This is a genomic window from Microbacterium sp. LjRoot205 (assembly GCF_056175745.1).
On the sequence record NZ_JBGFFH010000007.1, the window covers coordinates 149,925 to 162,820 of the forward strand.

Sequence of the window (12,896 nt, forward strand, 5' to 3'; positions counted from 1 at the left end):
CTGCGTCAATATTGGTTGACGGTGCGGCAGATGTCAACATAGATTGACGGATCTCGCGGCGTGCGCGATGCGAGACTGGACCGATGCTGTCTGCATCGAAACCCGTCCCCGGCGACCGAGTCGCCGTCCTGTCGCCCGCCTTCGCCGCTCCTGCGGTCGCCCCTGAGATCCACGAGCAGGCTCTCCGACGACTCGAGCAGCTGACCGGACTGATCCCGGTGGAGTATCCGACCACCAGGCAGCTCGACGCGAGCCCTGAAGCCCGGGCCGCCGACGTCAACGCGGCCTTCGCCGACCCCGGCATCCGCGCGATCCTCGCGACGATCGGGGGCGATGACCAGATCCTGGTGGTGCCGCACCTCGACGCCGCACTCGCTCAGGCCGATCCCAAGCCGTTCCTGGGCTACAGCGACAACACCAACATCCTCAACTGGCTGTGGGGGCTCGGCATCCGCGGCTACTACGGAGGGTCCACGGCAGTGCACCTGGGGCCTGGGCCGGCGGTCGACGACGTGCATCTGCGCTCACTGCGCGCTGCGCTGCTCGACGGCGGCACGGTCGAGATCACCGAGCCAGGCGAGTCGGAGGACGTGGGACGGCGCTGGACAGACCCGCTTGCACTCACCGAATACGGCGACCGGATCGCGACCGATGAGTGGGCCTGGGCCGGGCCGGCATCGCGCGTCGAGGGACGCACGTGGGGCGGGTGCCTCGAGAGCATCGACGCGCTCGCGCTCGCAGACCGGCTGCCCACGACATACGACCTGCGCGGCGGCATCCTGCTGCTGGAGACCAGCGAGGAGCGTCCGCCGGCGAGCTGGGTGGCACGCTGGATGCGCGGGTTGGGAGAGCGCGGGATCCTCGATGCCGTCGCGGGCGTGGTCGTCGCGCGTCCGCCGGTGAGCGACTTCGAATTCCTCCCGTCGCCGGCAGAGGCCGATGCGCTGCGCGCGGCGCAGCGAGACGCCGTCATCGAGACGGTCTCGCGGTACAACCCCGACGCGGTCGTCTGCGTGGGCGTGCCGTTCGGTCACACGCGGCCCCAGTGGATCGTTCCCTACGGGGGGACGATGGCGCTCGACGGGTCGACGCGGACGATCACCGCCTCCTACTGAGCCCGACGACCACCCCGAGCACCCGAAAGGGCGGCACCCCCGAGGAGGTGCCGCCCTTTCGCGTGAAGTGACGTGTCAGAGTTCGACGGCCGCCGCGACTCCGAGGTCCTCTTCGTAGTCGTTGTCCTTCGTCTCCTTCGACAGGAGCAGCGCGATGAACGTCAGCACTCCCATCGCCGACAGGTAGAGACCGACGAGCCACGGGGCGCCGTCGCCGAGTTCCCAGAGCCACAGCGCGATGAGCGGGGCCACGGCGGCGCCGAGGATCGACGAGACGTTGTACGAGATCGCGGAGCCCGTGTAGCGGACGTTCGTCGGGAACAGCTCGGGAAGCAGCGCGCCCATCGGACCGAACGTCGCGCCCATGAGCATGAAACCGAACACGAGGAACGCCTGCGCGAGTGCGCCCGTGAACTTCGGGTCCATCGCAGGCAGCAGGAAGGCGTTGAACGTGAAGCCGAACACGATGATGAGCCCGGTGACCCACAGGAGCAGCTTGCGTCGGCCGATCGAATCGGCGATCGGCCCGGAGAGCAGGGTGAAGATGCCGAAGAACACCACGCCGACGATCTGCATCAGCACGAAGTCGGTGTAGGCGAATCCGAGACCCGGATAGAACTGCGCGGCGAAGGCCGACGCGTCGAAGTCCTTGCCCGTCGCCTCGGCGGCGGCCTGCGCGGCGGCGGACGCCGTCTCGAGCGTGGCCGGCTTGGTGCCGTACGCCAGGGTGAAGTTCGTCATCAGGTAGAACAGCACATAGGTCGCCAGCATGATGAACGTGCCGAGGATCAGCTGCTTCCAGTGGTGGCGGAACACGGTCGCGAGGGGCAGCTTGCGGATCGCCCCCTTCTTCTCGGCCTTCTTGAAGGTGTCGGACTCGACGAGCTTGAGTCGGACCCACAGGCCGATGATGACCATGACGGCAGAGAAGAGGAACGGGATGCGCCAGCCCCACGACAGGAAGGCTTCGGACTTGAGCGCGGGGTTCTCGGAGTGCGGCAGCAGCCAGTTGATGCCGAGGAAGAGGAAGTTCGCGATGATGAAGCCGAGCGGCGCTCCCAGCTGCGGGAACGTGCCGTACCAGGCGCGCTTGCCCCGGGGTGCGTTCTCGGTGGCGACCAGCGCGGCCCCCGACCACTCGCCGCCGAGCGCGAAACCCTGAGCGAGACGCAGGATGAGCAGCAGGAGAGCCGCCCACCAGCCGATCTGCTGGAACGTGGGCAGAAGCCCGATGATGAACGTCGCGATGCCCATCGTGAGCAGAGAGGCGACGAGCGTGGCCTTGCGGCCGAACTTGTCGCCGAAGTGACCGAAGACCACCGCGCCGATCGGGCGGGCGACCATCGCCGCACCGAACACCGCGAACGACGACAGCAGCGAAGTGGTGTCGTTGCCCGTGGGGAAGAAGAGCACCGGGAACACGAGCACGGCCGCTGTCGCATAGGCGTAGAAGTCGTAGAACTCGATCGTGGTGCCGACGAGGCTCGCCGTGATGACGCGCGAGCGCGGATTCGCGGGCGCTGTGGTCGTACTCATGCTGCTCCTTAGATCCATGGCCCGGTATACCAAGGCACCGAGAGATCCTACGCCTTCCTGAACGTTTGCTGGGTGCGTGTGACGTCCGCGGGGCGCGCGTGCGTAGAGTCGGAGACGGATGCTGATGCCCGGGGCGAGGGGAAGACCGTGACGACGAGACTGCTGCTGATCGCCGACACCCACGTTCCGAAGCGGGCCAAGCGGCTCCCCGACGCCGTGCTGCGGGCGGTCGACGACGCCGACATCGTGATCCACGCGGGGGACTGGGTCGACCTCGCGACGCTGGATCTGCTCGAATCCCGCTCGCGGGTCCTGCATGGCGTCTACGGCAACAACGACGGCCCCGAGCTGCGCGAGCGCCTGCCCGAGATCGCTCGCTTCACCGTCGAACAGGTCGACGTCGCGGTGGTGCACGAGACCGGCCAGCGGCAGAAGCGCGAGGAGCGGATGGATGTCGCGTTCCCCGGCGTGGATCTGCTCGTGTTCGGGCACTCGCACATCCCGTGGGACACGGTCGCCCCCTCCGGGATGCGCCTGGTGAATCCCGGGTCGCCGACCGATCGGCGCCGTCAGCCGGTCTGCACCATGATGCGGGTCACGATCGACGAGCGGCGGATCGATGCCACGCTGGTGCCGCTCGCATGAACGCCTCACCGGGCGGAAGCGACGACGCAGAGGTGCCCTCGGCATACCGCGCTCCGATGCGCTCGCGCGACGACGACGTGAGCGACGGCCCGGCTGTCGAGCGGGCACTGGAGCTCGGCGTGTGCGGAATGGGCGGCAGACTCGACGACGCACCGCACTCGATCGCCGATGCGCTCGCCGCGGTGGACGCGGTCTACGGAGAACGGATGGCACGCCGACTCGAGCGGTTCGCATCGGTCGCCGAGGGCGTCTTCGTCTGGACGCGCGACGCCGATGGCCTCCTCTGGCTGGGACGGATCACCGGACCGTGGCGCTACGACGCCTCGGCCGACGCACGGGATGTCGACCTCGTGCACGTGCGCGCGTGCGACTGGCTCGATCGTCCGATCGAGGCGGCCGCGGTGCCTCCCGGCGTGCACGAGGCCTTCGCGCGCGGCGGTCGCAACTGGCAGAGCATCACCCGAGCCGACGCCGCTCGTCTCACGGCAGCCGTCTGGAAGTCCCGACGCAGCCGGCAGTGAGCCGTTCAGTCGGCCTGGCGCAGGTCGCGGACGATCGCGTCGTATCGGGTGAGGAACGCCCGTTCGTCGAGTCGCTTGCGTCGCATCCACGACGTGACCTCGTCGTTGCGTTTGCTCGCGTTGCACGACCCGCATGCAGGAACGACGTTCTCGACGGTGTACCGCCCGCCTCGCGAGATCGGCATCACGCAGTCGCGTTGCAGTGCGATGTCGCCCGCTCCGCAATACGCGCATCCTCCCCAGGCCTCTCGCAGCGAAGCCCACTGCTCGACGGTGAGGTCGTTGTCCGCCCGCGCCACGCGGCCCTGGCGCCGCTTGGCATAGCGCGCGCGAGCGGCAGGTGAGGGAGTGGAGAACCTTCGACGCGGCACAGACACACGGTACCGGGTCGAGTCGCCCCCGGAGGGCTATTCCTCGGTGTCGCCGAGGTCGAGCGACGGGACGAAATCGGCGGTCGCGTCGAGCAGGTGCTCGAGTTCGAGGACGACGAGTCGGTTCGCTCCTGTCTTCGTGGCGGGCGCGGGCACGAAAAGGGTGCGCTGCGGGCCGTTTCGCCAGTATCGACCGAGGAAGAAGCCGTTGACGAACGCGTAGCCCTTGCTCCAGGCGGCGGTGTCGAGGAACAGGTCTGCGGGGGAGCCGAGGTCGAAGTCCGCCACCCATGCCGACGGACCGGTCGTCGCCGCGGCAGACGCCTCTGCGGCGCGGGAGCCGATCTCCGCAGCCAGCGCCGCGACGTCGAGCGGTGTCGAGTGCCAGCCGGTCAGCGCAGCACCGTCGAGTGCAGGAGCGCCGATGAGGCCCTTCTGCTCGCCGAGCCGGTGGTCGTAGTTCACCCTGCCGCCCTCTTCGACGAGGATGCTGAGCGTACGCCCCGCGGGGATCCGCAGAGAACGGTCATGACGGGTGCGCGAGAGGGTGCCGACGGGCCGGCCGTCGACGCTCACCCAGGCGAGGTCGCGAACCTCCTCGAGGACGAGCTGCCCGCCCCGGCCCTCGGGCAGGGAGACGTCGTAGCGGACCAGGGCGCTCAGGTGCTCCAGCTCGTCGAACGTGACGGGCCCTGATGACGAGGGAGCGCTCGCCGCAGCATCCGTCCATGCACCAGCCGCGCTCAGCGGCACCGAGAAGACCGGCGCGGGCTCGGCGGCGGCCGGAAGCTCATCCGGCACCGGGGCGTACTTCGCGATGACGTCGCGGAATGCGAAGAACTTCGCGGTCGGGTTCCCGGCCTCGTCCAGGGGCGCGTCATAGTCGTACGACGTGACGATGGGCAGGTAGCGGCCCTTGTGGTTGGCGCCGTTCGTGAGGCCGAAGTTCGTGCCGCCGTGGAACACGTAGATGTTGACCGACGCGCCGGCAGCGAGCAGCTCGTCGAGGTCGGCGGCGGCCGCGGTGACCTCGGTGGTGTGATGCACGCCGCCCCACCAGTCGAACCATCCGTCCCAGAACTCCGAGCACATCAGCGGACCCGTGGGCTGGTGGCGGCGCAGGGTCGCGAGGCGCTCCGCGCTGCGCGAGCCGAACGAACCGGTCTTGTGCAGCTCGGGAAGGCTGCCGTCGTCGAGCATCTGATCGGTGGGCTGGTCGACGGTGGTGAGGGGGACCGTGATGCCCGACTCGCGGGTCAGCGCGACGAGCGCCTGCAGGTACGCCTTGTCGGAGCCGTACGCGCCGTATTCGTTCTCGATCTGCACGAGCACGACCGAGCCGCCGCGGTCGATCTGCCGCGGAGCGACGATCTCGTAGACCCGACGGAGGTACTCGCTCACATCGGCCAGGAAGGTGGGCTCGGACGAGCGCAGCTCGCGCTCGCCCGCGGTGAGCCAGTTCGGCAGACCGCCGTTGTGCCATTCGGCGCAGATGTAGGGGCCGGGGCGGACGATCGCGTCCATGCCCTCGGCCTGGATGAGGTCGAGGAAGCGCCCCAGGTCGTTCCACCCCGTGGCATCCCACTCGCCCCGGCGGGGTTCGTGGGCGTTCCAGGCCACGTACGTCTCGATCGTGTTGAGCCCCATCAGGCGGGCCTTGCGGATGCGGTCCTGCCACTGGTCGGGGTGCACCCGGAAGTAGTGGATGGCGCCGGCGATCACCTGGTGGGGGAGCCCCGCGCGGAGGAAGTCGGTCTCGCCGATGGAGAAGGAGGTCACGATGTGGTGCTTTCGATGGGAGGGCCGGACGGGGAGGGAGTCCCCGTCCGGCCCGGACGTGCGATTACTGGTTGACGGCGAAGCCCTGCGAGTTGCCGTACTCGACCAGCGCGTCCTGCCAGGTCACCAGCCCCTCGTTCAGGTCGGTGCCGTTCTGGTACGACTGGCCCACGGTGTCGCCGAAGATGCTGTTGCCGTAGACCTGGTAGGGCAGGTAGCTCCAGCCTTCGACGACGTCGTCGGCCGCGGCCRCGAGGACCTCGTTGATCTTCTGGCCGCCGAAGTACTCGGGAGCGTCGGCGAGGAACTCCTCGCTCGAGAGCTCCGCCGTGGTCGACGGGAAGCCGCCCGACTCGAGGAAGGTCGAGATGCTGTCCTCCGAGTTGTTCAGCCACCACAGGAATCCGGCTGCGAGCTCCGGGTTCTTGCTCTGCGTCGTCACGGCCTGGCCGCCGCCGCCGTTCTCCGCCGTCGCAGGGGTGCCGTCGTAGGTCGGCATCGGCGCGACGCGCCAGTCGCCGGCTCCGTCGGGAGCGCCGGTGATCAGGTTGCCGGGCATCCAGGCGCCGATCACGAGGGTGGCGAGGCTGCCGTCGCCGAGGGCGCGGAACCACTCGTCGCTCCAGCTGCCGTACGGGGCGAGCAGATCCTCCTCGACGAGGCGGTTCCAGTTCTCGGTCCACTTCTTCGAGCCGTCGTCCTGCAGGTCGATCGTGACATCCGTGCCGGAGGTCTCGAACGGCTTGCCGCCGGCCTGCCAGATCATCGAGGTCGCGAAGCCGGCGTCGCCGGTGTCGTTCGTGATGTAGGCGTTCGGGTTCGCGGCGTGGATCGCCTTCGCGGCCTCGTAGTACTCGTCCCAGGTGGTGGGCACAGTGACGCCCGCGGCGTCGAACACGGCCTTGTTGTAGAACAGCGCCATGGGGCCGGAGTCCTGCGGCAGCCCGTAGATGGCGTCGCCGTCGGTGACGGAGTTCCACGTCGACGCCGTGTAGTCGTCCTCGAAGTCGGCGAAGCCGTACTGCGAGAGGTCGACGAACGCATCGGTGAGGGCGAACTGGGGGAAGGCGTAGTACTCGATCTGCACGACGTCGGGGGCGCCGGAGCCCGCCTTGATCGCATTCTGCAGCTTGGTGTACTCCTCGTTGTTGGTGCCCGCGTTGACCACGTTCACCGTGACGTTGGGGTACTCCTTCTCGAAGGCCTCGACCTGGGCTTCGGCCGAAGGGGTCCACGACCAGTACGTGATCTCGCCGCMCTTCTCGAGCGCCGCCTCCACGGAGTCGAACGAGCCGTCGCCGGCAGCGCTGCCGCCTGAGCCGGTGTCGCCGGTGCTGCAGCCGGCCAGCGCGAGCGCTGCCACGGTTCCGGCCGCGAGCACCGTGAGGGTGCGCCGTGCGGCGGGTGAGGGAAGGTGCTTCATTGCTGTGTCCTTTCGGGGGTGCGGTCCAGCATCGGACCGACGTGTGCGGTGCGGAGGGATGCCGGGGGCTACTGCTTGACGCTTCCGGCGGTGAGACCTGACTGCCAGAACCTCTGCAGCAGCAGGAAAGCGATGACGATCGGGATGATGGTGAGGAGCGAACCCATGATCACGAGGTTGTAGATCGGCTGCGACCCCGCGCCGATCGCCTGGTTGCTCCACTGGTTGAGGCCGACCGTGAGCGGGTACCAGTCGGGGTCGGACAGCATGATCAGCGGCAGGAAGTAGTTGTTCCAGGTCGCGACCACGGTGAAGAGGGTGACCGTCACGATTCCGGGTGCGAGCAGTCGCATCGAGATCGTGAAGAAGGTGCGGAACTCGCCGGCACCGTCGATGCGCGCCGCCTCGAGCAGCTCGGTCGGCACCGAATCCGAGGCGAAGACCCAGATCAGGTACAGGCCGAACGGGCTGATCAGCGAGGGGATGATCACGGCCCACGGCGTGTTCGTGAGGCCGAGCTCGCTGAAGAGCAGGAAGGTCGGCACGGCCAGTGCGGTGCCGGGCACGGCGACCGCGCCGAGCACGACGGCGAACACGGCGCGGCGACCGGGGAAGCGGTACTTCGCGAGTCCGTAGCCGGCCATGGTCGCCAGCAGGGTCGCGCCGCCGGCTCCGACGACCACGTACAGCAGCGTGTTGCCGAGCCAGCGCAGGAAGATGCCGTCCTGGTACGAGAACGTGGCCACGAGGTTGTCGAAGAACGCGAAGTCGTCGGAGAACCACAGACCGAACGAGCTGAAGAGTCCCGACTGCGTCTTCGTCGAGCTGAACAGCAGCCAGACGAGCGGCACGAGCGTGTACAGCGCGTACGCGACCATCACGATCAGCAGGATCTTCGACTTGCGCGGATTCATCAGATCGTGGCGCTTCTGCGAGGGGCGGGCGAGGGGGAGTGCCATGTCAGCGCACCTCCGACTTCGAGCCGCGCAGTTGCACGACGTAGGCGATCACTGCGGTGATGACGCCCATGATGATGGCGATCGTCGCGGCGTAGTTGAACTGCTGTCCGGCGAACGAGAGGTTGTACGCGTACATGTTGGGTGTGAAGTACGTCGTGATCACGTTCGGCGCCAGAGGTCGCAGGATGTTGGGCTCGTTGAAGAGCTGGAAGCTGCCGATGATCGAGAAGATCGTGGCGATCACGAGGGCGCCGCGGACGTTGGGGATCTTGATCGAGAAGATCGTGCGCCAGGCGCCGGCCCCGTCGAGCGATGCCGCCTCGTACATGTCGGTCGGGATCGTCTTCAGCGAGGAGTAGAAGATCAGCATGTTGTAGCCGACGAACTGCCACGTCACGATGTTGCCGATCGAGACCAGGATCCACTCCCGGGCGAAGGGGGTGATGAGGTCGCTGCCGAGCAGGTCGTTGAAGTTCGACGTCAGTCCGAACTGGTCGCCGTAGATGTAGCCCCACATGAGCACCGCCACGACGGCGGGCACCGCATAGGGCAGGAAGATCAGGATGCGGAAGAAGGATGCCCCGCGCAGTCGCGCGCTGTCGAGTGCCAGCGCCGCGGCGAGGGCCAGGACCAGCATGATCGGCACCTGCACGACGAGGAACAGCACGACGCGGCCGAACGCCTCCCAGAACTGCGGGTCGGTGAGGGCGCGCACGTAGTTGTCGAACCCGACGAACGCGGTGCCGCCGATCAGCTTCTCCTGGAAGAAGCTGAGGTACAGCGCATAGGCGAGCGGTGTGAGGAACACCAGGGCGAACACGACCATGAACGGGCCGACGAAGGCCCATCCCTTCCAGTCGCGCTTTTCACGCCGGCGGATGCCGTGGTGCGCCAGGGCTGCGGAGTCTTGAGTCGTCATTGACGAGAACCTTCTTAGAGATCGGGCGCTCACGGCGCCGTGTGTCAACGTCAACATATTCGATGCGCTGCTAGTGTGTCAACGTCAACACATGAATGGATGAGTGCTCGTGACCTCGGAACAGTCGGCAGAGCCGCCGCAGCGGCGGCGAGACCCCTCCATGGAGGACGTGGCCCGAGAGGCCGGCGTCTCCGGGCAGACCGTCTCGAGGGTCGTGAACGCGCGCGGCTACGTCGGCGCCGCCACCAGGGAGCGCGTCGAAGACGCCATGCAACGGCTCGGCTATCGGCCCAACAGCGCGGCCCGCGCCCTGCGCTCGGGCCGATTCCGCGCAATCGGCGTGATCATGTTCTCCTTCAGCTCATACGGCAATCAGCGCACGCTCGATGCGATCGCGGTGCGCGCGTCGCAGATGGGATACGCGTTGACTCTGATCCCCGTGGAGTCCAGCGCTCGTGACACCGTGGCAGGCGCCTTCCGCCGCCTCGAGGAGCATGCGGTCGACGGCATCATCATCGTGATCGAGGCGCACCAGCTCGATGAGGCCGAGGTCGAGATCCCCGACGGGCTGCCCGTCGTGCTGGTCGACTCCAACCGTGGAGCGAGTCATCCCTTCGTCGACACCGACCAGGCGCAGGGCGCGCGGCTCGCGACCGAGCATCTGCTCGACCTCGGACACCGGACCGTCTGGCATATCGCGGGTCCGGCGAAGTCGTACTCCGCCGAACGTCGTCGCGAATCCTGGCGGCGCACCCTCGAATCCCGCGGGGTCGTCGCGCCCGAGCCGCTGCAGGGCGACTGGTCCGCCGAGTCGGGCTACCGTGCGGGGCTCCGGCTGCGTGACGACGTCGCCGTCACTGCGGTCTTCGCCGCGAACGACCAGATGGCGATCGGCGTCGTGCGGGCCTTCCGTGAGGCCGGCCGTGATATTCCGAGCGACGTCAGCGTGGTCGGCTTCGATGGCCTGCCGGATGCCGCGCAGCTGTGGCCGCCCTTGACCACCGTGCAGCAGCATCCTGAGAAGGTCGGCGCGCTCGCGGTCGACGCGCTGCTCGCCGAGCTCGACGGGGGAGAGCGCATCCAGACCCCGCTCGTCGGCACGGAGCTCGTCGTCCGCGAGAGCACGGCGCCGCCTCGCGTCTGACCGCAGGCAGCGGGTGCGCCGGCGGTCAGGACCTCTCGGCCGCGCCGGCGCTTTCTCTTCGCCGGATCGACACGTGCGCCGGGATGCCGCGTGAGAACAGGATCGACAGCAGGCTGATCAGGATCAGTCCCACGAACGACACGCGCAGCGACGAGAGCTGCGACTCTCGGTAGATGTCGGCGAGTGCGCTCGAGTCGTCGTCGCTGAGGCCGGCCGCCTCGCTGATCCCGGCGACGTCCGCCGCGGGCACCACCGTGACGCCGCGGTCCGTCGCAGCGCTCACGGTCTCGCGCACGTCGCTCGGAAGATCGCTCACGGCGACGCCGGACGCGAACGAGGTCGACAGCGCTCCGATCAGCAGCGATCCGATCAGCGCGGTTCCGAGCGATGAGCCCAGATTCTGGAAGACGCCCTGCAGCCCGCCGACCTCGCTCGTGTCCTTCTCACTGACGCTCGACATGTTGACATTGCCGAGCTGCGAGGCGAGGAGCCCCAGGGCGCTGCCGGCGAGGAACATGCCGGCCGCGAACAGAACGCCGCGAAGGTCCTCGGTCACCGCACCGAGCAGCAGCACGGCGCTGAGCACGAGGGTCGACTGCCCGACTCTCACGATGCGGCGAGGGGACCACCTGCGGGACAGCGCGGTGCCGACGATCGAGAAGAGGATCAGCGAGACCGAGAGCGGGAAGATCTTGAGGCCCGTCTCGAGCGCGTCGTATCCGAGCGTCATCTGCAGGTACACCGGGACGATGAAGAACAGCCCGGCCGTCACGGCGTACTGGGCGCCGAGCACCGAGAGCCCGCTGCGCAGAGTCGTGATGGAGAACAGATCCGGCTGCATGAGAGGAGAGCGGCCGTCGCGTATCAGCCGTCGCTGCCAGCTGATGAAGAGCGCGATCAGAGCGGCTCCGAGCGCGATGCACCAGGTCGTCAGAGAGACTCCGAGGGGCGCGATGGGGACGCCCGCGATCTCCGGCGTGTACAGGGGGACCACCCATCCCCAGGTCTTGCTCTGCAGCATGCCGAAGACGATCAGGACGAGGCCGGCCGAAGACAGCAGGACGCTGCCGATATCGATGCGGATGCTCTGCCGTGGGGTGGAGTCGGTGATGATGCGAGCGCACAGGACGACGCCCAGCATGATCACCACCTCGGCGACGAAGACGAACCGCCAGCTGGAGTACGTGGTCACCGCCCCGCCGATGAGCGGACCGGCCGCGACCGCCGCACCCGACACGGCGCCGATGACGGCGAAGGCGGTGACGCGCTCAGCACCTCGGTAGTTGTCGGCGACGAGTGCGGCGATCGCGGGGATCACCAGCACCGCGCCCAGCCCCTCGATGATCGACCAGCCGAGGAAGAGGAACCCCACGGACGGACTCAGCGCGGTGATGAGGGAGCCTGCGGCGTAGACGCAGGAGCCGATCACGAAGGCGCGGCGTCGTCCCCACACATCGCCGAGCTTGGCGCCGAGGAGCATGAACGCCGCCATCGTCAGGGTGTAGAACGTGATCGCCGCCTGCATCGCCGTCACGGACGTGTCGAGATCGCTCACGACCGTCGAGATCGACACGTTCATGACCGTTCCGTCGAGCACCATGACGAACTGCGCGGCGCCGAGGACGATGACGACGTTCCACTTCTTCACGAGGTCTCCTCGGGCGCGGGCGCGGGTGCGGGTGCGGGTGCAGGTGCGGGTGCGGGAGCTGCCTCGTACGCGGGCCGGCGGTTGCCGCGCATGATCCGCGCCACGGCCGTGATCAGGAACAGCTGACCGGTGATCGMCTCGGCGACGGCGATCCCCTGCACAGTGGGGCTCGCCGGCACGATGTTGCCGTAGCCGGTGGTCGTGAGGGTGGTGAACGAGAAGAACAGCTGGCTCGAGAGCGAGTCGACGACCGTCGGGCCGAAGGTCGGCGCGACGGTCAGAAGTGCGACGAGGTTGTAGACCAGGGCGAAGAACATGCCCACCAGGGCGTACGCCGAGATCGCGGCGAGCAGAGCCTCGGCGTCCAGGCCCCGGCGCCGCACCTGGTGTCGGATGATCGCGACCGGCGCGATGAGGAAGGCGAGCATCGAAGCGGCGGACAGCGAGATGTCGAGGGCGTGTCCCTTGAGGTCGAACACCGACACCACGACCGCGGCGATGCCTGCCGCCGCGAGCACGATCCAGGCGATGCGCTGCACCCGAGTATGCGCCTCGGTCACTCGAAGCACGACGGCGACGGTGACCAGCTGCAGCACGAACGCCGGTGGGCTCGGGTCGGTCGTCCCCTGAGCGGCGCACAGCACATAGCTGAGCACGAGGAGTGCGAGCACGAGCCAGTACCCGGACGGCCGGCCGACCACCTGTCTCGCGACGTGTGAGCCGAGGGGCGAGGGCTCACGCATCGTGTCTCCGGATTCCATGGAGGCGCCTCACACGGTTCCGTGCTCGTTCGGCAGACGCCCCGACGCCAGAGCTGCCTTCAGCGCCAGGAAGTC

Annotated in this window: 12 protein-coding genes; 4 read left to right on the top strand and 8 right to left on the bottom strand. The window is 68.1% G+C overall.

The annotated features are described in order from the left end of the window. The first annotated feature begins 83 nt into the window (after nt 1–83). On the top strand, nt 84–1,115 hold the full coding sequence (locus AC04ME_RS14140; protein WP_475435578.1) for a S66 family peptidase: 1,032 nt from the start codon (nt 84–86) through the stop codon (nt 1,113–1,115). Nucleotides 1,116–1,190: 75 nt separating this feature from the next. Here AC04ME_RS14140 and AC04ME_RS14145 read toward each other — a convergent pair whose 3' ends face one another. Then, nucleotides 1,191–2,651 (bottom strand): MFS transporter, encoded by a 1,461-nt coding sequence (locus tag AC04ME_RS14145; RefSeq protein ID WP_056376002.1) that lies wholly within the window; start codon nt 2,649–2,651, stop codon nt 1,191–1,193. Nucleotides 2,652–2,798: 147 nt separating this feature from the next. Here AC04ME_RS14145 and AC04ME_RS14150 point away from each other — a divergent pair, with 147 nt between their 5' ends. Next, on the top strand, nt 2,799–3,296 hold the full coding sequence (locus tag AC04ME_RS14150) for a metallophosphoesterase family protein (protein ID WP_455904464.1): 498 nt from the start codon (nt 2,799–2,801) through the stop codon (nt 3,294–3,296). Then, nucleotides 3,293–3,817 carry a GAF domain-containing protein gene (locus AC04ME_RS14155; RefSeq protein WP_475435580.1) on the top strand — a complete coding sequence of 175 codons (525 nt, stop codon included), beginning with the start codon at nt 3,293–3,295 and terminating at the stop codon, nt 3,815–3,817. The genes AC04ME_RS14150 and AC04ME_RS14155 overlap by 4 nt, the downstream gene beginning before the upstream one ends. Before the next feature lie 5 nt (nt 3,818–3,822). Here AC04ME_RS14155 and AC04ME_RS14160 read toward each other — a convergent pair whose 3' ends face one another. From AC04ME_RS14160 to AC04ME_RS14180, 5 genes are all read right to left on the bottom strand, one after another. Continuing rightward, nucleotides 3,823–4,188 (bottom strand): HNH endonuclease, encoded by a 366-nt coding sequence (locus AC04ME_RS14160; RefSeq protein WP_079113930.1) that lies wholly within the window; start codon nt 4,186–4,188, stop codon nt 3,823–3,825. Between the two features lie 36 nt (nt 4,189–4,224). Further along, nucleotides 4,225–5,967: a glycoside hydrolase family 35 protein gene (locus tag AC04ME_RS14165; protein WP_475435582.1), complete on the bottom strand. Its 1,743-nt coding sequence runs from the start codon at nt 5,965–5,967 to the stop codon at nt 4,225–4,227. A gap of 64 nt (nt 5,968–6,031) precedes the next feature. Further along, nucleotides 6,032–7,390: an ABC transporter substrate-binding protein gene (locus AC04ME_RS14170; protein WP_475435584.1), complete on the bottom strand. Its 1,359-nt coding sequence runs from the start codon at nt 7,388–7,390 to the stop codon at nt 6,032–6,034. A 68-nt stretch (nt 7,391–7,458) separates the two neighbouring features. Further along, nucleotides 7,459–8,304 (bottom strand): carbohydrate ABC transporter permease, encoded by an 846-nt coding sequence (locus AC04ME_RS14175; protein WP_042542215.1) that lies wholly within the window; start codon nt 8,302–8,304, stop codon nt 7,459–7,461. 46 nt (nt 8,305–8,350) lie between these two features. Continuing rightward, nucleotides 8,351–9,268, bottom strand: a complete 918-nt coding sequence (locus AC04ME_RS14180; RefSeq protein ID WP_475435586.1) for a carbohydrate ABC transporter permease — start codon at nt 9,266–9,268, stop codon at nt 8,351–8,353. A gap of 160 nt (nt 9,269–9,428) precedes the next feature. Between AC04ME_RS14180 and AC04ME_RS14185 the strand changes: the two genes are divergently transcribed. After that, nucleotides 9,429–10,412 (top strand): LacI family DNA-binding transcriptional regulator, encoded by a 984-nt coding sequence (locus AC04ME_RS14185; protein ID WP_376708836.1) that lies wholly within the window; start codon nt 9,429–9,431, stop codon nt 10,410–10,412. Nucleotides 10,413–10,437: 25 nt separating this feature from the next. Here the strand turns inward: AC04ME_RS14185 and AC04ME_RS14190 are convergent, their stop codons facing one another. Then, a complete protein-coding gene (locus AC04ME_RS14190) occupies nt 10,438–12,060 on the bottom strand; it encodes an MFS transporter (protein ID WP_475435588.1) in 1,623 nt (540 codons plus the stop codon). Further along, the gene (locus tag AC04ME_RS14195) at nt 12,057–12,821 is read right to left on the bottom strand and encodes an ion channel (protein WP_475435590.1); all 765 of its coding nucleotides are present in this window, start codon (nt 12,819–12,821) and stop codon (nt 12,057–12,059) included. The genes AC04ME_RS14190 and AC04ME_RS14195 overlap by 4 nt, the downstream gene beginning before the upstream one ends. Nucleotides 12,822–12,896: the final 75 nt, after the last annotated feature.